This window comes from Pseudoalteromonas sp. APC 3250, from assembly GCF_030407915.1.
GTDB classification, from domain to species: Bacteria; Pseudomonadota; Gammaproteobacteria; order Enterobacterales; family Alteromonadaceae; genus Pseudoalteromonas; species Pseudoalteromonas tetraodonis.
The window spans coordinates 1-25,158 of sequence record NZ_JASDCM010000003.1; the positions used below are offsets into that span (position 1 = coordinate 1).

19 protein-coding genes and 1 riboswitch are annotated in these 25,158 nt (G+C 40.2%); of the genes, 12 read left to right on the top strand and 7 right to left on the bottom strand.

Annotated elements, in window-relative coordinates; translation table 11 throughout:
- The first annotated feature begins 108 nt into the window (after window positions 1-108).
- A riboswitch (cobalamin riboswitch) is annotated at window positions 109-274 on the top strand.
- Between the two features lie 36 nt (window positions 275-310).
- Complete coding sequence (locus QL986_RS03895) at window positions 311-2,161, top strand: TonB-dependent receptor (protein WP_273002734.1); 1,851 nt, start codon at window positions 311-313, stop codon at window positions 2,159-2,161.
- Between the two features lie 66 nt (window positions 2,162-2,227).
- On the opposite strand, the gene msrA is transcribed toward QL986_RS03895, so the two are convergent.
- The 3 genes from msrA to QL986_RS03910 form a co-directional block, all read right to left on the bottom strand.
- A complete protein-coding gene (msrA, locus tag QL986_RS03900; RefSeq protein ID WP_033104041.1) occupies window positions 2,228-2,764 on the bottom strand; it encodes a peptide-methionine (S)-S-oxide reductase MsrA in 537 nt (178 codons plus the stop codon).
- A gap of 76 nt (window positions 2,765-2,840) precedes the next feature.
- Window positions 2,841-5,939: an efflux RND transporter permease subunit gene (locus QL986_RS03905; protein WP_013464318.1), complete on the bottom strand. Its 3,099-nt coding sequence runs from the start codon at window positions 5,937-5,939 to the stop codon at window positions 2,841-2,843.
- A gap of 3 nt (window positions 5,940-5,942) precedes the next feature.
- Window positions 5,943-6,995 (bottom strand): efflux RND transporter periplasmic adaptor subunit, encoded by a 1,053-nt coding sequence (locus QL986_RS03910; protein ID WP_290191231.1) that lies wholly within the window; start codon window positions 6,993-6,995, stop codon window positions 5,943-5,945.
- Window positions 6,996-7,242: 247 nt separating this feature from the next.
- On the opposite strand from QL986_RS03910, the gene QL986_RS03915 reads away from it, so the two are divergent.
- The 6 genes from QL986_RS03915 to QL986_RS03940 all read left to right on the top strand — a co-directional run bounded on the left by QL986_RS03915 (window position 7,243) and on the right by QL986_RS03940 (window position 12,645).
- Window positions 7,243-7,947, top strand: a complete 705-nt coding sequence (locus tag QL986_RS03915; protein ID WP_036979717.1) for a DUF2982 domain-containing protein — start codon at window positions 7,243-7,245, stop codon at window positions 7,945-7,947.
- 35 nt (window positions 7,948-7,982) lie between these two features.
- Window positions 7,983-8,315 (top strand): hypothetical protein, encoded by a 333-nt coding sequence (locus QL986_RS03920; protein ID WP_013464320.1) that lies wholly within the window; start codon window positions 7,983-7,985, stop codon window positions 8,313-8,315.
- A 66-nt stretch (window positions 8,316-8,381) separates the two neighbouring features.
- Window positions 8,382-10,028, top strand: coding sequence for a DUF1566 domain-containing protein (locus QL986_RS03925; protein WP_290191232.1), 1,647 nt, complete (start codon window positions 8,382-8,384; stop codon window positions 10,026-10,028).
- A gap of 10 nt (window positions 10,029-10,038) precedes the next feature.
- Complete coding sequence (locus QL986_RS03930) at window positions 10,039-10,554, top strand: DUF1566 domain-containing protein (RefSeq protein WP_013464322.1); 516 nt, start codon at window positions 10,039-10,041, stop codon at window positions 10,552-10,554.
- A gap of 154 nt (window positions 10,555-10,708) precedes the next feature.
- Window positions 10,709-11,626 carry an AAA family ATPase gene (locus tag QL986_RS03935; RefSeq protein WP_138686402.1) on the top strand — a complete coding sequence of 306 codons (918 nt, stop codon included), beginning with the start codon at window positions 10,709-10,711 and terminating at the stop codon, window positions 11,624-11,626.
- An 11-nt stretch (window positions 11,627-11,637) separates the two neighbouring features.
- Window positions 11,638-12,645, top strand: a complete 1,008-nt coding sequence (locus tag QL986_RS03940) for a general secretion pathway protein GspB (RefSeq protein WP_138686403.1) — start codon at window positions 11,638-11,640, stop codon at window positions 12,643-12,645.
- A 7-nt stretch (window positions 12,646-12,652) separates the two neighbouring features.
- Here the strand turns inward: QL986_RS03940 and QL986_RS03945 are convergent, their stop codons facing one another.
- Window positions 12,653-13,849 (bottom strand): HD-GYP domain-containing protein, encoded by a 1,197-nt coding sequence (locus QL986_RS03945; RefSeq protein ID WP_033104047.1) that lies wholly within the window; start codon window positions 13,847-13,849, stop codon window positions 12,653-12,655.
- 110 nt (window positions 13,850-13,959) lie between these two features.
- Window positions 13,960-17,763, bottom strand: a complete 3,804-nt coding sequence (gene putA, locus QL986_RS03950) for a bifunctional proline dehydrogenase/L-glutamate gamma-semialdehyde dehydrogenase PutA (protein ID WP_138686404.1) — start codon at window positions 17,761-17,763, stop codon at window positions 13,960-13,962.
- 169 nt (window positions 17,764-17,932) lie between these two features.
- Here putA and QL986_RS03955 point away from each other — a divergent pair, with 169 nt between their 5' ends.
- Window positions 17,933-18,415, top strand: coding sequence for a winged helix-turn-helix transcriptional regulator (locus QL986_RS03955; protein ID WP_016899359.1), 483 nt, complete (start codon window positions 17,933-17,935; stop codon window positions 18,413-18,415).
- Window positions 18,416-18,507: 92 nt separating this feature from the next.
- Here QL986_RS03955 and QL986_RS03960 read toward each other — a convergent pair whose 3' ends face one another.
- Window positions 18,508-19,113 carry a TIGR04211 family SH3 domain-containing protein gene (locus QL986_RS03960; RefSeq protein ID WP_013464329.1) on the bottom strand — a complete coding sequence of 202 codons (606 nt, stop codon included), beginning with the start codon at window positions 19,111-19,113 and terminating at the stop codon, window positions 18,508-18,510.
- Window positions 19,114-19,325: 212 nt separating this feature from the next.
- Here QL986_RS03960 and QL986_RS03965 point away from each other — a divergent pair, with 212 nt between their 5' ends.
- A complete protein-coding gene (locus QL986_RS03965; RefSeq protein ID WP_138686405.1) occupies window positions 19,326-20,846 on the top strand; it encodes a CYTH and CHAD domain-containing protein in 1,521 nt (506 codons plus the stop codon).
- Complete coding sequence (locus tag QL986_RS03970; protein WP_138686406.1) at window positions 20,846-21,523, top strand: START domain-containing protein; 678 nt, start codon at window positions 20,846-20,848, stop codon at window positions 21,521-21,523. The genes QL986_RS03965 and QL986_RS03970 overlap by 1 nt, the downstream gene beginning before the upstream one ends.
- A gap of 69 nt (window positions 21,524-21,592) precedes the next feature.
- Here QL986_RS03970 and QL986_RS03975 read toward each other — a convergent pair whose 3' ends face one another.
- Window positions 21,593-23,110: a carboxypeptidase gene (locus QL986_RS03975; RefSeq protein WP_036956780.1), complete on the bottom strand. Its 1,518-nt coding sequence runs from the start codon at window positions 23,108-23,110 to the stop codon at window positions 21,593-21,595.
- A 350-nt stretch (window positions 23,111-23,460) separates the two neighbouring features.
- Here QL986_RS03975 and QL986_RS03980 point away from each other — a divergent pair, with 350 nt between their 5' ends.
- A complete protein-coding gene (locus QL986_RS03980) occupies window positions 23,461-23,799 on the top strand; it encodes a P-II family nitrogen regulator (protein ID WP_010391070.1) in 339 nt (112 codons plus the stop codon).
- Between the two features lie 9 nt (window positions 23,800-23,808).
- Complete coding sequence (locus QL986_RS03985; protein WP_138686407.1) at window positions 23,809-25,038, top strand: ammonium transporter; 1,230 nt, start codon at window positions 23,809-23,811, stop codon at window positions 25,036-25,038.
- The last annotated feature ends 120 nt before the right edge of the window (window positions 25,039-25,158 follow it).

Consider the following 25,158-nt stretch of genomic DNA (forward strand, 5'->3'; position numbering starts at 1 on the left):
ACCCCGAACCCCGTATCCAGAACCTTGAATCTTTGGGTTTTTAGATGTTTAGACGTCCGTTGACTTTTTTTAGTAAACAGATAACAATAGCAGCCTATTTTCAAGGTGCTTGCTAAACACTTCAATGGTGTGATTTTTTTAGTAGGATAATCGGGAAGTTGGTGCGTTTTCATTGATGAAGTCAATCCCAACACTGCCCCCGCAACGGTAAAGTTATGCTGTATTAAATTATGGTAACTGAGTCCGGAGACCGGCCTTGATTTAATCTTACTTACTAACATCTTTGCGGTGGGCAAAGATAGGGGACATGATGTTAAATAAAACTGCATTGGGTGTGGCCATTTCGGCTGCACTCTCTATTTCTGTATCTGCTGCAGAACAAACCATTGAAAAAATAACCGTTACTGCGAATAAATTTGAACAACCTATAAATGATGTATTAGCAAGTGTTGCAGTTATCGACCGCGCTGATATTGAAAAAGCTAATTACCGAGACTTACCTGCAATATTAAATACCATAGCTGGGATAGATATTGTTCGTAATGGTGGATTAGGTCAAAAGGCAGATATATTTGTTCGCGGGGCCAGCGCTAAATATACCTTAGTATTGGTTGATGGCGTAAGAGTGAGCGATGCAAGTTCAGGCAGTGTATCGCTGACGAATATTCCAGTTAACAGTATCGAGCGTGTTGAGCTTATTAAAGGGGCAAGAGCTGCTATTTATGGCTCTGATGCGGTAGCCGGAGTAATTAATATTATCACCCGTAAAGCCTCAAATAACTCGCTTTCGGCTACTTTAGGCAGCCATAGCTACAGTAATTATCAGCTTGCTGGTGGGGTTGTAAAAGAGGCGCTTAGCTTTAATTATAATTTAGGCTTCGAAGAGACGGATGGTTTTGATGTAACTGGCAAAGATCCGGCGGCTGAGTACACAAAAGATCATGATGATGATGGCTACAAAAATAAAAACATTGGCTTTAATTTAGCTTATGAACTTGCTGAGCTAGGCCAATTGAGCCTGCAATCTCAGTACAGTGAAGGTGAAGCACAATATGATAATGCATGGGGTAACGATGCCTACGACTTTGAAAATTACACCGCTAAGCTAGGCTGGAACAAAGCCTCTGATGTATATAGCCAAAGTACTTCGGTGAGCGTTTCGCAAGAAGAAAATACCCAAACAGGTACCGATGTGCAGCAAGTGTATAGCACAGAGCGTGTTGAGTTTGAATATCGAGGGCTTTATACCCTTACTGAAGAACTTGATATATCGGGTGGCTTTAATTATTTATCTGAGGATTTATCAAACTCGTCAGCAACGTCATCAGAAGAAAAACGCGATAATAAGGCGTTGTTTATAGGCGCATTTTATAGCCATAACAAATGGTTAGCAAATGCGGTTGTTAGAACCGATGATTATGACTTCCATGGCCGTGCAAACACTTACAGTACAGGACTTGGTTACAAAGCAAATAACTATGTAACACTACGTTTAAATCACGGTACTGCATTTAGAGCTCCTTCGTTAATTAATGCGTTTGTGACTAACAGCCCGTACTATTTACCAAACAATAATATTAAACCTGAAGAAGCCTTAAATAATGAGCTTGGTATAACTTTAGAAACCCAATGGGGCCGTTATGATATTGCTATTTTCGATAACCGTATCAATAATTTGATTAGTAATAATTATGATGCAGACTCAGGTAAATATATTGCCACTAACATAGATAAAGTATCTATGCAGGGATTTGAGCTGTCGGCAGAGTTTTCAGCGCTAGGCTTTGAACACTCGGTTAATTTTAGCTTTTTAGACGCTACAGATGAAAAAACGAATACCGATTTACCACGTAGACCTTCTGAATCGTTTAATTATCAACTCGCTAAAACATGGGGTGATTTTGATGCCAGCTTGGATATGCAATATCGCTCATCGCGTCCTTCGATTGCGTATTATGACTCGGAGCTCGCTGCTTATACGGTATTTAATATAGCAGCCAATTACCAGTTGCTAGATAATTTGTCGTTAGCTGCTCGAATAGAGAATATTACTGATAAAGAATATTTTACTGCTGCGACGGGCTTTGCTGCCAGTGGTAAGCTATTAGGTTATAACAGCGCAGGAAGAACTTTCTTTGTAGGGGCAAATTATCAGTTTTAGTCACTTATCCTAGTTGCCAAGGAATAAATAGCCCAGCTTATTGCTGGGCTATTTATTAAAAGCACTTTATTTCGATAAAAACTCGCTAAATTCGGTTTCAAACTTATGTAATTTGGGTGCAATTAAAATACTGCAATAGCCCTGCTCAGGATTTTCATTGTAATAGTCCTGATGGTAGTGCTCTGCGGGGTAAAAAGTGGTTGCTGGGCTCACCTCAGTCACTATAGGTTCGCTAACATGACTTTGCAGCTCTGCAATAACTGCCTGTGTTTGTACTTGTTGTTGCTCATTATGATAATACACAACGCTGCGGTATTGAGTGCCTATATCGTTACCTTGGCGATTTAGTTGTGTGGCATCGTGTAGGGTAAAAAACATCGCGAGTAAGGTTTCAAAGCTGATAACACTGGCATCAAATTCAACCTTAATTACCTCTGCATGGCCACTGTTGCCAGTGCAAATAGTTTTGTATGTTGGGTTATCAGTATGTCCACCAGTATAACCAGAGCAAACACTGAGTACACCTTTTACACGCCTAAATGCTGCATCAATACACCAAAAACAGCCGCCGCCGAGTGTTGCTACTTGTGTGGTCGAACTCATAAGTACTTCCTCAATTGTTAGGGATATGTGCACTGAATAAAGCGCCGTAACAGCTAGTTACGACGCTCTGAGTGACTTAGATCTCTTTAAGCGGTTTTTCAGCGGCTTGCTTATCAAGTTTTTGTTGTAAAAACTCAGGTGATTGTGTGTTTCGCGCTAGTGCGTAATAAGCGGCTGGCACCACAAACAGAGTTAGTATGGTTGCAACCGTTACGCCGGTAAATACCACCACACCAATTACCATTCTACTTTCCGAGCCTGGACCGGAAGCCAACACCAAAGGTACGGCACTCATAACCGTTGTTAGGGAAGTCATAATAATAGGGCGCAAACGCTGTGTAGCCGCTTGTAAAATAGCCTCACTAAATTCTACGCCTTTATCACGTAACTGGTTGGTAAATTCAACAATCAGTATACCGTTTTTAGCACTTAACCCTATGAGCATAACAATACCTATTTGGCTGTATATATTAAGCGTTAACCCCATACTCCACAGCCCAAACATGGCACCCATTAAACCAAGTGGCACAGTTAACATAATAACAAATGGATGCATAAAACTTTCAAACTGAGCTGCCAGTACTAAAAAGGTCACGGTTAATGCCAGCACAAACACATAGGTCATGGCTGAGGCACCTTCATAAAACAATTGCGACTCACCTTTATAGTCAATGGCACCATCAATGTCGTTTTCCTCTGTGGCAACCTTGTTTAAAAAGTTTAGTGCTTGTTCTAGCGTGTAACCATCAGCGAGGTTGGCACTTAAAGTAATTGCACGCATTCGGTTATAACGGTTTAAACGCGAGGCGGTGGCTTCTTCTTTTAAGCTAATAAGGCTATCAAGAGGAACAAGTTCTCCGCTACGTGATTTTAGGTAAATATTTGAAATATCAGTCGGGTTGGCAAAGTCTTGTTTTGTGCCCTTTAAAATTACATCGTATTCTTCACCGCGGTCAATAAAGGTGGTTACACGGCGTTGGCCAAGCATGGTTTCAAGTGTACGACCCACATCAGAGACTGATACGCCTAAATCAGCGGCTTTATTTTTATCAATACTGACTAAAAACTGAGGGAAGGTTTCTTTATAATCATGATCAATACGCACTAATCCAGGGTTTTTCTCAGCGCGTTTAATAATTCTATCTCGCCAATCGGCAAGTTGAGCATAATCATTACCTTGCAAAACAAATTCAATAGGGCGAGATGAACCACCTCCGCCAATACCACGGCGCATAATAGCAAATGCACGAACGTCGGTGACCTCTTGCATTTTGCCGCTTATTTCATCCATGACTTCCCATGTTGAGCGTTTGCGCTTATCCCAGTCAGCCATGCCAACAATAGCCACGCCGCCACTGCCACCCCAACCTGGGACTCGAACAAGCACTCGACTTAGTTCGCCAGATTCAGAATAAGGCATCAAGCGCTCTTCAATTTTTGCCATATTAGCGGCATTATTTTCATAACTTGCCCCTTCAGGGCCATTCATAAGCACAAAGAAGGTGCCACGATCTTCTTTTGGCGTGAGCTCTGAGGGTATTTGTAAAAATAATGAATAACTAACAAACCCAGCCAAAACTAAGCTCAGCATTAAGCCCCATTTACGGGTCATGTTTGACGCTAAAGCGTTACGGTATCCATTTTCTAATTTAGTAAAAAAACGGTCCATAACTTGGCTAAACTTACTTTCTTTTTCAGAGGCCTTTAACACTTTTGAACACAGCGCCGGAGAGAGTGTCAACGCAGTGATACTAGAGAAAAACACGGCAGCACTTACTGCCATAGCAAACTCTGTAAATAGTGCGCCAATTCGTCCTTCCATAAACACTAATGGTACAAACACGGATATAAGCACTAAGGTGGTGGCTATAATTGCAAAGCCCACCTCACGTGCGCCGCGATAAGCTGCCAATAAAGGCGGCTCCCCAAGTTCTATGCGGCGGTGAATATTCTCTAGCATTACAATGGCATCATCGACCACTAAGCCTATTGCTAACACCAGTGCTAGTAGAGTTAATAAGTTAATTGAATAACCCATTGCTAATAAAAACATAAAACTACTGACTAGGGCGACCGGTACGGTGACCGCGGGAATAAGAGTGGCGCGAATGTTACCTAAAAATATAAAGATAATAAGCACGACTAACCCCATAGAAATTGCTAAAGTTTTATAAACCTCATTAATTGACTCTTTAATAAATACCGAAGAATCATAACTGTCTTCTATGGTGGTGCCTTCAGGTAAATTACGTTTTATTTTTTCCAGTTCACTGCGGGCGTTATCAACCACAGTTAGGGTATTGGCTTTGGCTTGTTTTACAATACCCATACCAATCATATTACGGCCATTACCTCGGAATAAACTTTCATCATCGGCGGCTTCTAGTTTTACGTCAGCCACTTCGCCTAGACGCACTAAATAACCATCTTCACCTCGTTTAATAACTAGGTTTTGAAAATCACGTTGGTTTTTATAGCTGCGTGCAGTGCGAACGGTAAAATCACGATCAACTGATTCGATTTCACCGGCCGGAAGTTCTACATTTTCACTACGCAGTGTTTGCTCAATATCACTAGAGGTAATGCCACGGGCGGCCATCGCTTGGCGGTTAAGCCATACTTTCATGGCATACTTTCGCTCCCCCCCAATGCGCACATTCGATACGCCATCAACAACGGCTAATCGGTCTACAATAAAACGCTGTGCATAATCAGAAAGTTGCAATGAATCCATGGTTTCGCTGTTAAGTACAAACCACGCGATAGGGCTTTCGTCACTATTTGATTTTGATACTTCAGGAGGACGCACTTGTTCGGGTAGGCTATCAAGTGCACGCGCAACACGTTCACGCACATCGTTGGAGGCATCATCTATGTCGCGGCTAATATTAAACTCAATGGTAATGTTTGAGCGGCCATTACGACTCGATGAGTTAATACTTTTAATACCTTCAATGCCCGAAATACGGTTTTCAATAACTTGCGTTATTTTTGTTTCAATAATTTCGGCAGATGCACCGGTATATTCAGTACTAATATTTACAATCGGTGTTTCAATATCTGGATACTCACGCAAAGGCAACATGCTAAAAGCAACTAAGCCAAATGTGAGTAACAGTAAGTTAATAACAATCGCAAAAACGGGGCGTTTGACGCTAGTATCGGTAATTTTCACGTGTTACCCCTTAACGCTTACTTTACTACCTGAGCGAATTTTAATTATTCCCTCGGTAACAATTTGCTCGCCATTACTTAACCCTTTGTCTATCGTAACCCAGCCATTATTTCTACTTGCAACATGTACTTCTTTACGGTTTGCTATGCCATCTTCAATTTGAAAAACGTAATGCTTATCTTGCAGAGGAATAATGGCCTTTTCAGGCACCATCAGCGCTTGGTTACTGCTTAGCTCTAGTGCAGTTTTAAGCAACATACCTGGGCGAAGTAAACCTGATTTATTAGCAAAACTGGCTGTTACTTCTACACTGCGAGTGATTGAGTCGATACGTGAGCTTATATGGGTTACTTTACCGCTGAAGGTTTGATCAGGGTAAGCATCGTTTTGAGTGCGAACAATCATTCCGTTTTTCAATTGAGCTAAATACTTTTCAGGCACTTTAAAATCAACTTTTATAATACTAATGTCATCGAGGGTTGTGATCACAGTACTATTATTAATATACGCACCCACCGATATTTCGCGTTTCCCCAGTAACCCAGAAAAAGGCGCGGTGATGGCCATTTCATTGAGTTTGGTTTTAGCACTTTCAAGTTGTGCTTCGCTGGCATCAACGCGAGCGAGTTGTTCTTCAAGCAATGACTTGGCCGTCGCTTGCGAGCGAGAAAGCTCGGTTAGTCTGGCTAATTGACGTTTTTCTTCTTGTAAATTAATGCTAAGTTCTTTTACTGCAAATTGTTCTTGTTGGTTTTGCAGTTGTACTAATTTTTGTCCTTTGCTGACCAAGTCGCCATCTTCAAAGTAAATGCTAGTGACATAATCGTTTTGGGCGCTTTTAATGTAGATAGCCTGATTAGCACGAGCACTGCCAATGGCTTCAATCATAATTGCGTTTTCTTGCGATCTTACCGTGTGGGCAGAGACTTGCGTTGTCATTGCCGAGTAATTGGCTTGCTCGCCCTGTGATGCGGGAAAATACAAATAAACGCTAAAAATTATTAGTAACGAAATAATAAATGGAAATAAGGCTTTACCTGATTGTTTAGAGTGCATTGTTTTCATACCTGAAAATAGATTATAAGTATTGTACGAAATCAGGACAAAAAAAGGCGGTTATGTATCTCATTAATTTGTGCGTTAAGCGTAAAAATAACTGATACTTAGTCATTGCGCATATTTAACAGTAATAATGGGAGTTAATTGATGAGCTTTAAAACATCATGCAAACGCTGTTTAACGCTGAGAAAGTTAGTATTGTGGGCTATTATTATGTTTATATTTTATATGGCGTTTTTTCAGTATGGCTAATATAAATAAACAAATACTAAAATACCGAGCGCAAGGCGCTAAAAATGGAATTGAAATATTAGTGGTCGGCAGCATTGGCTTGATTATTATCATGCTGTTTAATTTATTACGCCCAGGCGAAATAAGTATTATCGAAATTTTTTTAGTAAGTTTATGTATTGCTGCAATTTTAATTGGCTTTTTTAAAACACAAGAACCTTTTTATAGTATTATTTTAACTGAGCAGCAATTAATATATCAGCATAAGTATGGACAATGGCATTTACACCCAGAGAATTTGCACCATTGTGGTATACCTAAGGTTGATAATGGCATTGATTACCTTGAGCTTAATGCGATTGGTATTAAGTTAAATGATATAGATTCATTCTTGTCTGCTTTAGCCCCAAGAATTGCGGGTAAATTGTTGATAGAGCAGCGACATTTCTTTATGCAAGTTGTTCAAAAAAATTGCAAAAATGGGCATTGCCCATCAGAATGGTTAGTTGAAGATAATAAATATAGGTCAAAAAAAGGAATTGACTATAATGGGCTTATAGCAATGTTTGCTAATAGGGCTAAGCATCTTCAGCTTTTAACAGGGTATGACTTACTGTTACCAGCGAGTGTAATAGAAAGTGATATTTGGGAATTTAGCGCAAATTTAAATAAATGGAAGCGCGATCCCTCTCAGTTTATAAAGTCGCAGTGTGAATAATAATATAAGCACTCACTGCGGGATTAGGAATAACTATGAGCCAAGACAGATCTTTCATTAAAAGTGGTCGAAACACCATAATACATAAAGACAGAAAACTAGATTTAGTGATTGTTAATGGTGAGACTCACCCTAAAATTAAAGTAACAGGCAATGGTCTTGAGCCATTTAAAGAAGAACTGCCAAAAAACCGCCGAGATGCAAAAGAGCGTTACCTCGACGTTGTTTATATTACTAGTGCTGATGTATTTAGCGAAGAAAAACAATTGTTGTTTATTCAATCCTTAGATGGCCGCGAATATAAAGTAGATTACAGTAAAGTTGGCACTAAATTATTTGTTCGTATTCATCAAGATAGCTATTTATAATTTATAATGGCATTTTTTTTGCTTAATAGTTTTATTAGATAATTTTAAGACAAAAAGGTGCTGAGTATGAGAGCAATTTCGTTAATACCACTTATGTCATGCTTGCTTTTGGCTGCATGCGGAGGGGGAGGCGGTGCTGATAACAGTGATATAAAAACATCAGTATTTGCAGGTAACGATCTTCAAGTTGTAGAAAAATCAGAGTTTACTATTTCTGCAAAAGGCTCTCCTGCAGATGGTACATTTACTTGGCAGCGTGTAAGTGGCCCTATTATAGATGTGTTTCCGCTTGAAGGGGCTGAACAAACCATTACTGCACCAGATGTAAAGTCTGACAGTGAACTGGTATTAAGAGTTAGCTATCAAACCTCAGATGGCAGTTTAGTGAATGACGACTTGAGTGTTTTCATTGCCTCTAATAATCAGCTTCCTCTTGCTGTTGTTACTCAAGTTGCTCCTGCAAACTTGCCCTCAGTTTATAAGGATACTGTAACCCTTAGTGGTTTAACTTCCACAGACCCCGATGAAAATGGCGAAATTAGCAGTTATTTGTGGCAATTGTTGTCAGGGCCGGATTTAACAATTGATAGCTATACCAATCCAACGCTTAGTTTTTCTCATCCATTATTAGAAAATAACACCAACTTAAAATGGCAGCTCACCGTAACAGATGATGAGGGCGGAGTATCTGCATCACAATTTGATATGACCCTTAATAAAACAGCCCAGGTAATTATTGCTGATGCAGGCGCTGATCAAACAGTAGAAGAGTTTGATAAGGTTATTTTAGATGCCACAGCCAGTGAAGCGGCAACTCAATCTTATCAATGTAAGTGGCAACAACTTACCGGTAATGCAGAAACCCTGATTGAATCACAGTCATGTACTGCCAGCTTTTTTGCCTCTGATATTGATTTAAATGCAACGCTTAGCTTTGAAGTACAAGTTATGGACTTAAAAGGGCGCACCGACACAGATACCGTATTTATTGATGTAACACCCAAAGCGCTTGGGTTAATAAATGATACAGGAGTAGGAGAGTGTTATAACAATACTCAGCGAATTAATTGTAATAATGATGAATTTCCAGCTCAAGATGCTGATCTTGGGCGCGATAGTTTTGCCAATCGTTTAGGTAAAGTGGGTAAAGGGAATCTGGCTTTTGATTACACCAAACTTAATGAGTTTGCCGATGAGCTTCTCGATGATGCGCAAAACTTTAGCTGTATTCGTGATAATACTACCGGCCTTGTTTGGGAAGTAAAAAGCCCTTATTCCGGGGTGTTACCAAATACCACTTTACGTGATGGGCAAAACCGTTACATTTGGCAAGGGACTGTCAATAGCGGCGATGTAGCGGGTAGTGATAATACCACGTGTCCGAGCAATACTGATTGCGGATTACAAACCTATATTGATGAAGTTAATGCGCTTGATTTTTGTGGTGGTAGTAACTGGCGTTTACCCACTTATACTGAACTTTTAGGTTTAATTGATTACGGTAAACAAGGGCAAAACGTATTGATAGATACTGCATTTTTTCCTAATACACCATCGACTAACACCGAAGGGCATTTACGCTATTGGACCTCACAGACCGCGGTTGATGGTGCCAGTTTATCTCAGGCTTACATTATCGATATGATGGATGGCAACGACTTAGCCTATCCAAAAGATAATGCCGCTTATGTGCGCTTAGTTAGAAATCGTTAAGGTGATTATTATGAAATTAATTAAAGTCTCTATGTTATTAGCCTTAGGATTAAGTCAGTCACTTGCAGCGCAGCAGTGTTATCAGGAAGTCGCGACTAGCGATGATACCGACCGATTTGTGATTAATATTGATGGCACTGTGTCAGATACTAAAACAGGGCTAATGTGGCAGCGCTGTAACTATGGTCAAGTTTATAATAGCGAAACAACTAGCTGCGATGGCGATACTCAACCATTAAACTGGCAGGCCTCACTTAAAGGCGCACTTAATGACACCACGGCAAATTATAACGACTGGCAAGTGCCGAGTATTAAAGAGTTAGCTAGTATAGTAGATCACCGTTGTACCGATCCAAGTATTAATGCGGGTATTTTTTTAGCAACGCAGTCGCAAAATTATTGGTCTAATACCTCGGGTATTAGCAATATAAATTCGGCATGGGTTTATCAATTTTCCAGTGGTTTAAATAGCTTACATGCTAAAACAAGTAACGTATATTTACGCCTAGTACGCTATGAGAAGTAGTTAATTAATATATTAGCGAATCTAAAAATGCTCTTTTATTTACGGTTAGCCTTTTTTATTTACACTATTTTAATAATAAAGCCTGGTTGTAGTTGTCACCCAGGCTATTTTTTTGCCATTATAGACCGTGAATTAACGACCAAGGACTATAAAGGTGTATTTAAGCTATTTTGGTTTACAAGAAAAGCCATTCTCAATTTCGCCTAATCCCCACTACTTATTTTTAAGTGAACGCCACAAAGAAGCATTAGCACACCTTACCTATGGACTAGGTGAAGACGGTGGCTTTGTGCTGTTAACTGGTGAAGTTGGGACGGGTAAAACCACCATAACACGTAGTATGTTAGAGCGACTGCCTGAAAATACCCAAGTAGCCATGATCCATAACCCTGCGTTATCAGAACTTGAACTGTTAGCCAGTATTTGCGATGAATTACAAATAACTTACGACGCCAAAAATGCAACCCTGAAAAGTTTAACGGATGTCATTAAAAAGCACCTTGAGTTTAATAATAAAGCGGGGGGGCATACTATTTTGATTATTGATGAAGCACAATTGCTTGCCCCTAATGTGCTAGAACAACTTCGCTTATTAACCAATATTGAAACCGACCATAAAAAGTTATTACAAATAGTATTAGTAGGGCAGCCTGAGTTACAGGTACTTCTAAAGCGAAATGAGTTAAGGCAGCTGGCACAGCGTATTACTGCCAGATATCACTTGTTAGCACTAACACCAGGGCAAACCATTGCTTATATTCAACATCGGCTGCATATTGCAGGTTGTGACAAGAAAATATTTTCAATGGAAGCAATGCAAATGGTGCATGAGCTAACTGGCGGTGTGCCACGATTAATGAATTTGGTGTGTGAACGCGCATTAGTAGGGGCATTTTCCAAACAACAAGAAATTGTTGGCAGTGATATTGTTAAGCAAGCGGCGAGTGAATCTTTACCTATCGACTTTATTGCCACAAATAATAAGGTGAGTAAAACAGGTTCGATTTGGCCCTATAGCGCTGCTGCGTTAATGCTTTTTGGTGCAGGAATTGGCCTGTCATTTATTCTTTAGTTAGGTGATTCATGTCTTATTTATTAGATGCGTTAAAGCAGTCAAAGCACGATACCATGAGCGCAGAGCAATATGACTTGCAAGCGCAACAATTAAAACAACAACACCAGTTGATGACCTATCGTCGAATTAGTTTTTTACTCGCAGGAAGTTTATTGGCAACGGGTATATTGACCAGTGGCTTTTTTGTCGGGAAGTGGCTGCAACAAGAAAATGTAGCCGTAAAAAATAAGGTTGTCCAAAATGACCTTAGTCAAAAAGACTCAGCAGTGGTAGAAAAACCAACAAGCCCAGAGGAAGTACAAAAAACGGTTGTTCAAGCAGTAACAAACCCTCAAGCGCCCCTTGTTACAACTGCGCCTAACAATTCTGTGCCACTGGCAGGGCAATTGGTTTATGTACAAACCCCAACGGGTGTACAGCAAATGTTGCTTACGACTCAAGGGCAATATTTACCTATGAGCGTTAATCAAGCGTCTCAAGGGCAAGCGCACAATTTCTCGGCGCAGAATAACGTTCCATCTAGTTTTCAATCACAGAGCAACCAACCGAAAAGCGTACCAACTCAAGCAACGAAAAGAACACTCAGTGCCGATGAGTTAAGTAAATACAAAGTGTTAGGTAAACCACTTAATCAAAATGTGCCTGCTCAGCCAGAATCAACCGCTGAACTAGATACGGTTCCCGACACGCTTAAAAATGCGTTTGCGCAAGCCGTTAATGACACAGAAACAACAGCCGACTACGAAGTAACTAAAGGCTCTCGTCATTCATCACGGGTACAACCCGTTGAGCTACTGCCGGATGGCCTACAAAGTATGTTGCCAAGCATTAAATATCAGGCACATATTTATTCGTCGACAGCAGATAAGCGCTGGATAAAACTCAATGGCAGAGAGCTATATGAAGGGGAGTCTATTGGTGCATTGAGGGTGCTAGAAATAGCACCGGATCAGAGCGTACTTGATTTTGATGGCTATGAATTTAGCTTAAAAGCCCTGCAAGATTGGCCACAATAGTGGCCAATTAACTAAAGATAGAGTGCTTATAAAAGCCCTCTAAATCTATATTATATTCTTTGGGTTTCACTGCTGATTCAAGCGTGTCTTGTGTTCTTTTGCTTGATAAGTCAATATCTTGAACTTCAGTGTAACGCCCATGTTTGGCATTAAAAAACGTTTTTACGACTGGTTTTAATGGTGTTGCAGGGTTACTTTGGGTCACCAGCCCCACTTTTTGGCTGGAAAGTTTTACCAGCGTGCCCACAGGGTGAATACCAATACATTGAATAAATTTATTAAGTAGCACGCCATCAAAGCTATCTGGGCAACCTTGTTTTAATATTTTAAACGCCTTAATTGGCTCCATACCCGCTTTATAAACGCGTTCAGCGGTTAATGCATCATATACATCAACAATAGAGGCCATACGAACGTATTGGCTTATTTCATCGCCTTTCTTACCAAAGGGGTAGCCTTTACCATCTAAGCGCTCATGGTGCATACCTGCGATATCAACAGCAATCCCCGTTAATCCTGCGTCTTCTAGTATTTCTTTGCTAAAGCGCGCATGGTTTTGCATCACTTTAAATTCTTCGTCACTGTAGCGACCTGGTTTGTTGAGAATCGCGTCAGGTATTTTTATTTTTCCCATATCATGCAATAGGGCACCTGTTGCAAGTTCTTCAATGATTGGTTTTTCAATATTGAGATGTTTTGCAAAAATACTCATTAAAATAGACACATTTATCGAGTGCTCTAATAAATAGGCATCTTTTTGGCGCATTTGCGTAATGCACGCCAGCGCATCTTGATTTCTAAATACGGAGTCAATAAACCCGCTAGCCAGCTCCCTAAAAGGAGCAACATCAACAGTGCGGCCAGATTCTATATCGCCAAATGCTTTGGTTTGTAAGTTTTTTGCTTCATCATAAAGCTTTTTAGCTTTACTCATTTCTTGCTCAGCGCTGTGGGTTATTAACCATGGATCGCGCTTTTTGATTTCGTGCTTAGTAGCAGGCGTTGGTTGTGTTTCAGATTCTTCAGAGGTGAGCATTTTATCAGGATCGATTTCAACCTCTAAAATGCCAGATTTTATTAATTTATCAATTCCACTTTGAGTTTTAACCCAGCCTTGGTTTTTTATTCTAATATTGCCAGTTTGCTTAACAACTTTTTGTACAAACATACCAGGTTTTAGCTGTGTAGTAGGAATGGTTTTCAAAGTGAACTCTAATTAACAAATATGATTAGAGAAAGTAACAAATAAATTCACATTTAGAAATAAAAAAAGGCATCAAATTGATGCCTTTTTAATTAAATGATGACTATTTTCTATTCATCATCTTCAACAAGCGTCATCAACGAGGTGTTACCGCCTGATGCCGTTGTATCGATACTGATTGTTTTTTCAGTAATTAAGCGCTTAATTAGCGTGTCGTAATACTCTGAGCTGATCACTGGCAGTATTGCGCCTTTACGTTGTGCAAGCTGTTGGCTGAAGTAGCCTAAGCGAGAAGAACGTGCAGCAACTACCGCACCCGCTAGGTGAGGGTGTGCCAATATAGCTTGTAACTGGTTTGGTTTAGCTACTTGGAAAACACCTTCAGCAACGCCGGTTGCAATAAACTTATCTCTAAAGGCAACCGCTTCGTCGTAAAATATTTCAGATGCAACAGTAATTACCGTATTACCAGCCGCTAGTGCGGTAATAATAGACAGTGCCCAAAAGTTAAATGAGGTGCTTTTATCTGCGTAACAAACCACACAACCCCGAGCTTCAAGGTGAAGTGTATTCGACTCACCTGTTGGTCCTGGCAATGTTGTATATTTACGCATGTGCTTTTCTAAGCGGTTTAACTGAGCGCGAGCATCGGCAAGTGTTAACGCTAAATCGTCCGCGAGGTCGTCAATAATTTCAACCGTCGCTACTTTCGCTAATAACTGACGTACCGCAGAAACACGATCATTCAGTGGCGTTGCACGCCAGATTTTTTCATCGCGCATAGAGTTAACCATCAGCTTTTCTACTTGCTCATTTGCGCCACTGTAGTGGTGTAAATCAAGCTCATCTGGCGTTAGGTTAGTCATTTGTACGTTATCTGGTGATGCTTTTTCTTTTATTAGGCGTTGTAGGTAGTTTGGCCCACCGGCTTTAGGGCCAGTACCAGAGAGTCCACGGCCACCAAACGGTTGCACGCCAACAATGGCACCAATCATATTACGGTTGATGTATACGTTACCTGCACGCGACATTTTCGATAAATGTTCACAACGTTCTTCAATGCGAGAATGAATACCCATTGTTAAGCCGTAACCCGTGTTGTTGATTTGGTCGACAACACTATCAAGCTCACTCGATTTAAAGCGGATAACATGCACACACGGGCCAAATACTTCACGTTTCAATACCGATAAGTCTTTAATTTCGTATAAACGTGGTGCAAAGAAAAATGCGCCATTTTCGCTGTTATCAGGAATTTTACACTCATAGTGAAGTGTTGCATTACCCTTTAGGTATTCAACATGGTCGTTGAGTGTTTTAAGCGCTTTTTCATCTATTACTGGGCCTACGTCTGTAGAGAGTAATGATGGGTCGCCAATATGCAACTCAGCAAGTGCGCCTTTAAGCATATCGATAATGCCATCAGCTACGTCTTCTTGAATAAAGAGTACGCGTAATGCTGAACAACGTTGACCTGCACTTTGGAAACCAGAACTGATAACATCATCAACAACTTGCTCAGGAAGCGCTGTTGAGTCAACAATCATACAGTTTTGGCCGCCAGTCTCTGCAATTAAAGGCACCTGAATATCGTTACGTGCTGCTAATGTTTGCGAGATAAGCGTGCCCGTTTCAGTTGAACCTGTAAACATAACAGCTTGAATACGCTCATCAGGAACAATGGTTTTACCTACTTCGCTACCGCGAGCAATGACAGGTTGTACAACGTGCTCAGGTAAACCAACTGATAGCATTAATTCAATGGCACGAAGTGCGATTAAGCTGGTTTGCTCTGCTGGTTTTGCAATAACCGTGTTACCAGTAACAATGGCCGCTGCAACTTGACCCAAGAAAATAGCGAGCGGGAAGTTCCATGGGCTAATACATAAAATAACACCACGGGCTTCAAAGCGCTCATCTTGCGCAAGCTCTTCAGCACGGGCTGCGTAGTAACGACAAAAATCAACGGCTTCACGTACTTCATCAATACCATCTTGTGCTACTTTACCTGCTTCTTTAATACAGATAGCAACAAGCTCATCGTGATGGCGCTCTAAAATATCAGCAACGCGACGTAATAAATTGGCGCGCTCTCTTACCGGTGTTTGTGACCATGATTCAAATGCGGTTTCAGCGTTGGCTAGCAACACTTTCATTTCATCGCTATTTTGTAATTTTATATGGCCAATAATTTCTTTATGGTTTGCAGGGTTTTTAACTGCCAGCGCGCCCTCTGGTACTTGGCTTTCATCAATTAAATGCTCTTCAAACCAAGTGTCTAAATTTTCTTTAAACGGGGTGATCACGTTAATATCAGTTAAGTCCATACCTTTTGAATTGGCACGTTCTTCACCGTATAAATCAATTGGCATTTTTATCTGTGTGTTGTATTTATTACGTAAACCTTGCAGTGTTTCAACAGGATCTGGCAATAATGCTTCAACCGGTTGTGTGGTATCTACAATGGCATTTACAAATGACGAGTTGGCGCCGTTTTCAAGTAAACGACGTACAAGGTAAGCAAGCAGGTCTTCGTGTTGGCCGACCGGTGCGTATACGCGGCACTGAATTTTTTCTTCATCAACGATTTGGTCAAATAAAGATTCACCCATACCGTGAAGACGTTGGAATTCAAAACCTTGGTTATCACCTTTGGCTACTTCTAAAATAGTCGCTGCAGTGTAGGCATTGTGTGTTGCAAATTGCGGGTAAAGTACATCACGTGCTTCAAGCATTTTAATCGCACACGCTTTATATGATACATCCGTGGTTGCTTTACGGGTAAACACCGGGAAATAATCTAAACCATCTTGTTGTGTGGTTTTGATTTCTGTATCCCAGTATGCGCCTTTTACTAAACGCACCATCATTTTTCGACCTACACGAGTTGCTAGGTCGGTTAGCCATTCAATAACAAAAATAGCGCGTTTTTGATAAGCCTGAACCGCTAAACCAAAACCTTGCCAATCGCCTAAATCGTCATCGCTAAATACTGCCTCAATAACATCAAGAGAAATATCTAAACGGTCAGCTTCTTCAGCATCAACAGTAAAGCCGATATCGTATTTTTTAGCGGCAAGGGCTAGTTCTTTTAGTTTTGGAACGATTTCTTCCATTACACGCTCTCTATGAGTGAACTCATATCGAGGGTGAATAGCCGATAACTTTACAGAAATACCTGGGCTTTTTATTGGACCACGGCCATTTGCGGCTTTACCGATAGCATGAATCGCATTCATGTAACTATCAAAGTAACGCTTGGCGTCTTTCATTGTGCGAGCACCTTCGCCTAGCATATCGTAAGAATATACATAGCCTTTTTGCTCTTTTTCAGCAGCACGCTCAATCGCTTCGTTAATGGTACGACCCATTACGAACTGTTTGCCCATTATCTTCATAGCAAAGTTAACAGACTTACGTATAACTGGCTCGCCTAAACGACCAATGGTTTTTTTGAGTATGCCAAACTGTTGCTCTTTAGTCTTATCGTTATAGTTAACCATTTTACCGGTTACTAATAATCCCCAAGACGAGGCATTAACGAATAAAGAGTCACTACTACCTAAGTGAGAGCTCCAATCGCCGTTTGCTAATTTATCACGTATTAATGTTTCTTGAGTTGCTTTATCAGGAACACGAAGCAGCGCTTCGGCTAAACACATTAATACCACACCCTCTTCACTCGATAGTGAAAATTCATTTAATAGCGCATCAACACCGCTTTGACCGTCTTGGTCTTTACGAATGTTTAAAACTATTTGGCGAGCTCTTTCCCATGCACGGCTTCGTGCTTTAACACCGACTTCTGCAAGTGGTAAAATGTGATCAATAACCGCATTTTCATCTATACGGTAGAAGTCACGGATCTTTTGTCTGATCGGACAAGTCGTTGTTAAATCGCCATTGAATAACATAAGCAACCCTCAGGAGTGTTAAGACTTAGGGTAATTGTTAATTACCGCTAAATGTTGTTGGTGTAAAGCGTGCATTCTAATTAAAATCCAGCAGAATATGCTGGTTAATTTTGCCGTTTTACGATAATTTACAGGGCATATTATTAACTTATCCATATAAAATACTGATATGACTAATCCGAATAGATTACGCCTGCTTGATCGTATCGATATATCAATTTTAGACGTTTTGCAGCGCAATGGTAGAATTTCAAATGTTAACCTCGCAAAACAAGTGAATTTAAGTCCTAGTCCTTGTTTAGATAGAGTTAAACGTCTGGAGCAAGAAGGCTACATTGAGGGATATTTTGCAAAGTTAAGCGAGGAAAAGCTCAATCAAAGCTTAGTGGCGCATGTGCAGGTATCGTTAGTCACCTCAAATACAGCGGTATTTAAAGTGTTTCGCGAACACATTCTTAAAATTAAGCAGGTTGTTGAATGTGACATGGTAGCGGGTGGTTACGACTATTTATTAAAAATTCGTGTCTCTAATATGGACGAATACAGAGAAGTATTAGGTGATTTGGTCGATATTCCGGGAGTGGGTACACACCACACTTACATGGTAATAGAAAAAATAAAACAAGATCCTGGACTGCGTTTAGATATGTAACCTTTGAGTACATTATTGCAGGTATAAAAAATTGCAGGCATAAAAAAAGCATCTTTTTGATGCTTTTTTTATGCCTGCAATATAGGTGGCGCTTACGCCCAACCTTCATAGCGTTTTCTGCGCGATAACACAATAGTTAAAATAATTCCTAAGAACAAACCTAAAAATGCAATAGCACCACCATAAGTGAGTAGCTGACGCTTTTCTTTAGCACTGGTTGCTTGCTTTAATTGTTGTTCTTGAGCAAGCGAGTCTTGTAATTGACTTATTTGTGCTAACAGCTGAGCATTTTGTTCGGTTAGCTGTGAGTTTTGTTCTTGTAGTTCAGGTAATTCTACTTGCGCTTGGCGTAATTTATTTTGCATAGCGCTAATTTCGCTGTTAAGCGCTTGATACTGCTGCTTTAAACCAGCTGATTCGCTGATGAATTTAGCCTCTACCCAGCCTTCACGGTCTTTATCATCTTTAACTTTTATAAAACCGTTTTGTTCATCAGATAATAAAGTCAGTTGCGTGCCTGCATCAATAGAACCGAGTAAGCGATAGTCTTTACTGGCGCCTGAACGCATAAAAGTATACAAGTTATCGATTATATAAGCTGTTTTAGCATTAGTAGGCGGCGTTGATTGAGCTTCCTCTGCTTGGCTCATAAACGGGGCGGCTGTTAAAAGCAGCCATAGTAAACAGTGTTTTAGCATTTATCTACCTTGTTAATCTAGCAGTGTCCGTTGTGAACGTGATTTTTATTTCGCATAAGTATATAGATAGTATGGATTTAATAGTTTAATAGCAAGATAGATATTGTAACCAAAGCATTTTGCTTGCGTGTTTATGACTAAAAAATTTGCAATATAGGTCTGCTTTGTTTATTTTGAGCACTTATTAATTTTAAGGGTAATCCGCAAGCCTAATGGATACTGAGATAGAACTGAAGTTTTTGGTATCAGATGACGTCATTCCACTGATCCCCTCGTTAATTACTCAATTTGCAAAAACAGTCACAAACAAGCCTTCTAAAAGTTTGCAAAATGCTTATTTTGATACGCCAAGCAGAGAGCTGAGAGCACTCGATATTGGTTTTAGAACGCGTTGTACAGACGAGCGCTGTGAGCAAACAATTAAGCTTGCAGGAGACGTGGTGGGGGGATTACATCAACGTCCAGAATATAACCTTCCCATAGAAACAAATCGACCTAATTTAATGGCGTTTGATTCATCAATTTGGCCACACGGCATGCAAATTGATGTTATATCACAAAACCTCTACCCTATATTTAGTACTAATTTTATCCGCCGTACGTGGTTAATTGAAACGCAAAATGGTGCCAAAATTGAAGTGGTATTAGATAAAGGTGAAGTGGCCGCCTCGGGTAAAGTGGAGATTATTAGCGAGCTTGAAATAGAGCTCGTCGAAGGTAGCCGAGAAGAGCTATTTGCTTTAGCAGATAAATTAATAAGCCAAAACAGTGTGCGCTTGGGGCTTTATTCAAAAGCAGCAAGAGGCTACCGCCTAGCGGATAACACACCGTTACAACCGAGTAAATCTATCGGTTTTGTTAAACTTACTAAGCAAGCCACTCAAGAGCAAGCACTTATTGAAGCCATGGGCTTTGGTATTCGCTTTGTGCAAAAACATGAGCAATGCTATTTTGATAAGCCAAGTTTAAAAACATTAAAACGTGTGACCGACGGTATTAGTTTAATTCGTCATAACTTTTGGTTATTTGATGATATTGTCAGTAAAGACAGCACCGAGCACCTCAGAACGGAGCTAAAGTGGTTATTGAGTGAATTAGCATGGGTTGAAAATGCCATTCAGTTAAAAACTTACACTTCTAAGCGCCATGCTTTTTATAAAAAAATAAACAGTGCGCCCGCCTTAGCTCAAGTTATTAACGATTTAAAAGAGTTACAACCGAGTATTGATGATATTTTTGCGCTTTTTCATAGTGCGCGTTACAACCGTTTATTGCTGAGCTTAACAACGTGGCTGATAAATAAGCAGTGGCGTAAAGACTGGAGCCAAGCAGAGCTACAAAACGCTGAGCAGCCCGTTATTGATATTGCTCATCGTTTATTTGATAAAGATTGGAAAAATTTACACCGCTTATTGCCTAAAGAGCAAAGTTTAGCGGGCAATGATTATTTAAATTTTCGTACTCAGTTAGAAAATAGCTTACTCAGTGGTAACTGTTTAGGTGCACTGTTTAATAAAGATGAACGATTAGAATTTAGGCTTCCTTGGCTCGATATTTCTCATGGCATGTATGAGCTAAGCACGCTTGATTATTTAAAACAGCTGTGTGGCGGGCAAGAAGATGCTCAACTAGCAAAAATACAACTATGGTTGGAACAAAAGTCTGACTTTTTAGTCAGTGCCATGGAGCAAAGTCGACACGCTTCATTTGATACAGAACCGTATTGGCTTTGATGGCTAAGCACTTTTGCACGCTTAACTTGTTGCAAAAGTGCATTATTCTATCGCTTTTGTGTTTTGTTACAAATGTGTATTCACAGCCCTCTTGGCAGCTTTACGAGAGTAAACAGGGGGTGAGTATTTATTTTCAGCGTTTGAGCGATGATACCTTGAAAATGAAAGCTGAAACGGTGGTTGAAAATACCACAGCAGAAGATTTAATCGCCTTACTCAGTGATACCGATGCTGCTCCCCGCTGGATAGAAAATATTGCTAAAGTAAAATTACTGAAATATTTAAGCCCCTCAGAAAACCTTGTTTACAGCTTTATTGACTCCCATTGGCCCGTTGCAAATAGAGATTTAGTCACGTATTCGTGCTATACAAAACGCAGCGCGTTGCAAACTCAACTTAGTATTCATGCCCGTCCTGATTTTTTACCTCAAACTAAAGGGGTAGTAAGAATAAGCACATTAAATGCGACGTGGTTACTGACTCAGCAAGCGAATAACTTGCATATTGACTATCAGGTTTATGCGTTACCAGGCGGAAGTATACCCAATTGGCTAAATAACCGAGTCGCTCTCAAAAGCACCTTTAACACGCTAATAAATCTAGCTGAAATACTCACGACAAAGCAGTACACAGCAAAGCCAACCGTCATTCGCACCGGTAATTGCACGCATAGCTAATGACCTCAGTTATATACAAAAAAAGTGACCTGAGTGGTCACTTTTTTAATTGTTATAAGCGCATAATCATTAGTATTTAGCGGATTCACCGTCTTTAGGTATAGACTGTTTTATAAACTCGCGTAAATCGTTGTTAGAGCTTTCTAAATCTGCATGACGTAGGTACATCATGTGGCCACTACGGTAGCCTTTAAAGCTTAATCTATTTTGCATTTTACCACTTGGATCTAGTTGCCACATTGTGTATTTAGCATCAAAGTAGTTTGTTGCACCATCAAAATAGCCAGCTTGAACCATCACATTTAAATACGGATTTTGAGCCATTGCTAAACGCAAGTTTTCACCGGTATTGTTTCCGCTTCTATCCCATGGGTGAACGTTACCAAATAAGTTATATTTGATGTCGGTTTTGTAATTAAGCTCTTCACGCAGGTAGTAGTTAATTGCAGGGGTAAAAGAGTGCAGCCACGATGTAAGCTCTGCCCAGTAATCTGGTGATTCACCGGCATCGCGCTTATCAATCCCTAAATAACGAGAATCCAGACGACCAACCATTTGTCCGCGTTCACGTAATAACTCTTTCCAAAAAAACTGTGTCGGAATGTCTAAGTTATTTTGGCTAACAAATGTTTCAGATAGACCTGCATATTCGGCCATTTTTTTAATAATACGACGTTTTTCATCTGGAGCAATAAATCCGCCTTTTGCAAGCGCGGGAATGAGCTCATTAACGGTAAACTGTTCCACTTCAGGTAATAGCTCGTCTAAGTCTTTAGCTTGTAAATCAGCGTTTAATGCCTTGTGGTACCACGCTGTAGCTGCAAAGTAAGGTAAGCGGTTAGCGGCTTTTACAGGACCGTCGCGCTTAATACCAATATCGGTAGGTGAAACGAGTACAACACCGTTAATGTACATCCATTGACTATTTTGTAGCTCATGCGCTAAGCCTGATACACGAGTGGTACCATAGCTTTCACCAATTAAAAATTTAGGAGAGCGCCAGCGTTCATTGCGAGATACAAAAGTATTAAGCCACTCTGCTAGATATTTTATATCGGCATTCACACCAAAAAATAACTCTTTTTGTTTATCCTTTGGTAGAAGGTTACCATCTTTATCTTCAACGACACGCGAATAACCCGTGTTTACAGGGTTTACGTAAACGATGTCGGCTACGTCTAAAACCGAGTAAGGGTTATCTTTAACACCGTAAGGTTGAATAGGGTAGCCTTCGTCGTCAATTTTTAAAACGCGTGGGCCGGTGTATGCTAAATGCATCCAAACTGACGCTGAGCCTGGGCCACCATTAAATGAAATAAGTAATGGGCGCTTTGTTCTATCATCGACCTTATCGCGCGTGTAGTAAGTGTATTGAAGGGTTGCGATGGCGTCTCCCTTGTCATCCCATACCGGTTGTGTGCCAGTTGCTACTGTGTAAGAAAATCGTTCATTATTTATTTTTGCTTTGTGCTGGGTAACCACTTTACTGTCAATATCAATGCGACGTTGATTATCGGCAAACGAGGCGCTACTTAGGGTGAGCGCAATAGCGGCAATGGGTAAAAATAGACTTCGACTAAATTTCATAAGTGACCCTTTTTATTTTATGTACTGCAGTTATAGCGATATTTGAGTAAAAAACAAAAGTAATGAGACTAGCTGCCGATAATAATCGTTGAGTTAGCGAGTAACCACCTCTGTTAAGAATAAACTTTGTTTAATAGTTAGACTTTTTTAAACGCCTTCTTTGTATTTCATTGATATCGCACCAATCCTGCATTTTGCATAAAAAAAGCGCACCTAAATGGTGCGCCTTTTTGTTTTATATATTATTTATTTTTTTAAGTTTATGTTTTTATTATTAATTTAAAAATGGCACAAAGGTTGGATTGTATAGAGGAAATACAATAACAAGCTAGCGTCCTAAGGGGGCCTTTGTGAAAATGATCAGTGCAATAATAAAGCCATTCAAACTAGATGATGTGCGTGAAGCACTCGCTGATTTAGGCATCGAAGGAATGACAGTGGTTGACGTTAAGGGATTTGGACGTCAAAGAGGGCATACTGAGTTATACCGTGGTGCTGAATATCAGGTTGACTTTATACCTAAAATTAAACTTGAAATTGCTACTCGTAGTGAAAATTGCCAACGCGTTGTAGAAACCATTACCAAAGTCGCTGGAACGGGCAAAATTGGTGACGGCAAAATTTTTGTTTACGACCTAGACCAAATCGTCCGTATTCGTACTGGCGAGCTTGATGATGATGCAATTTAAGGGGGCAACATGGAAAATACAATTATAGAGCTGAAATTTTCGCTCGATACGTTTTACTTTTTAATGTCTGGTATCTTAGTCATGTGGATGGCAGCCGGTTTTGCAATGTTAGAAGCGGGTTTAGTGCGCTCTAAAAATACCACAGAAATTCTAACTAAAAATATCGCGCTTTATTCTATCGCGTGTACTATGTTTTTGTTGATAGGCTACAACATTATGTACGTAGATAATGTTGAAGGCGGCGTTATTCCTTCGTTTGGTGGGCTAATAGGTAGCCAAGCGGCAGATGCTAATCATTCATTAGAGTCTGACTTTTTCTTCCAAGTAGTGTTTGTTGCAACGGCCATGTCTATTGTATCTGGCGCCGTAGCAGAGCGTATGAAGTTATGGGCTTTCTTAGTGTTTACAGTAGTACTTACAGGATTAATTTACCCAATTGAAGGTTACTGGACATGGGGTGGCGGCTTCTTATCTGAATTAGGCTTTGTTGATTTTGCAGGCTCTGCAATTGTACATGCAACGGGTGCGGCTGCAGCGCTTGCGGGTGTAATACTACTGGGTGCACGTAAAGGTAAATATGGTAAAAATGGTGAAATTTACCCAATTCCAGGTTCAAACTTGCCACTTGCTACATTGGGTACGTTTATTTTATGGATGGGGTGGTTTGGCTTTAACGGCGGATCACAGTTATTAATTTCAGATAAAGAAAACGCAACAGCGGTAGGTCAAATATTACTTAATACCAATGCTGCTGCAGCTATGGGGGCAATTTCAGCCTTGTTCTTATGTAAACTTTTATGGGGCAAAGCCGATTTAACCATGGTACTTAATGGTGCACTTGCAGGCTTAGTGGTTATTACTGCAGACCCATTATCACCATCACCACTAATGGCGTGTTTATTTGGCTTACTAGGTGGCTCATTAGTGATACTTAGTATTGTCGCACTGGACAAAGCGAAGATAGATGATCCCGTGGGTGCTATTTCTGTTCATGGTGTGTGTGGCATCCTAGGTGTCGTGCTAGTACCTGTTACTAATGCTGAGGCTAGCATTGTTAATCAGTTGATTGGCCTACTATGTATTATTGGTTTTGTGTTTATTGCTTCATTCATTGTATGGGCAATCCTCAAGCAAACCATTGGTATTCGTGTTACCGAAGAAGAAGAGTTAAACGGTATGGATCAACACGATTGTGGTATTGATGCTTATCCAGAGTTTGTATCAGTTAGAAGTAATTAATTAAAAGTATTGTGTGTTCAATCAAAGCCCTACTCTGTTAGGGCTTTTTTGATTTCAGGGGAGGTTAATTTTTCAGGTGCTAGAGTAATGTGATAAGCTCCTCGCGTTAAATTAACCTTC

Bases quoted from the DNA above. Each gene is read 5' to 3' on its own strand.
- QL986_RS03895 (WP_273002734.1), top strand. From the start codon at position 311: ATGTTAAATAAAACTGCATTGGGTGTGGCCATTTCGGCTGCACTCTCT.
- msrA (WP_033104041.1), bottom strand. From the start codon at position 2,764: ATGAGTTCGACCACACAAGTAGCAACACTCGGCGGCGGCTGTTTTTGG.
- QL986_RS03910 (WP_290191231.1), bottom strand. From the start codon at position 6,995: ATGCACTCTAAACAATCAGGTAAAGCCTTATTTCCATTTATTATTTCG.
- QL986_RS03915 (WP_036979717.1), top strand. From the start codon at position 7,243: ATGGCTAATATAAATAAACAAATACTAAAATACCGAGCGCAAGGCGCT.
- QL986_RS03920 (WP_013464320.1), top strand. From the start codon at position 7,983: ATGAGCCAAGACAGATCTTTCATTAAAAGTGGTCGAAACACCATAATA.
- QL986_RS03925 (WP_290191232.1), top strand. From the start codon at position 8,382: ATGAGAGCAATTTCGTTAATACCACTTATGTCATGCTTGCTTTTGGCT.
- QL986_RS03930 (WP_013464322.1), top strand. From the start codon at position 10,039: ATGAAATTAATTAAAGTCTCTATGTTATTAGCCTTAGGATTAAGTCAG.
- QL986_RS03940 (WP_138686403.1), top strand. From the start codon at position 11,638: ATGTCTTATTTATTAGATGCGTTAAAGCAGTCAAAGCACGATACCATG.
- putA (WP_138686404.1), bottom strand. From the start codon at position 17,763: ATGTTATTCAATGGCGATTTAACAACGACTTGTCCGATCAGACAAAAG.
- QL986_RS03955 (WP_016899359.1), top strand. From the start codon at position 17,933: ATGACTAATCCGAATAGATTACGCCTGCTTGATCGTATCGATATATCA.
- QL986_RS03960 (WP_013464329.1), bottom strand. From the start codon at position 19,113: ATGCTAAAACACTGTTTACTATGGCTGCTTTTAACAGCCGCCCCGTTT.
- QL986_RS03965 (WP_138686405.1), top strand. From the start codon at position 19,326: ATGGATACTGAGATAGAACTGAAGTTTTTGGTATCAGATGACGTCATT.
- QL986_RS03970 (WP_138686406.1), top strand. From the start codon at position 20,846: ATGGCTAAGCACTTTTGCACGCTTAACTTGTTGCAAAAGTGCATTATT.
- QL986_RS03975 (WP_036956780.1), bottom strand. From the start codon at position 23,110: ATGAAATTTAGTCGAAGTCTATTTTTACCCATTGCCGCTATTGCGCTC.
- QL986_RS03985 (WP_138686407.1), top strand. From the start codon at position 23,809: ATGGAAAATACAATTATAGAGCTGAAATTTTCGCTCGATACGTTTTAC.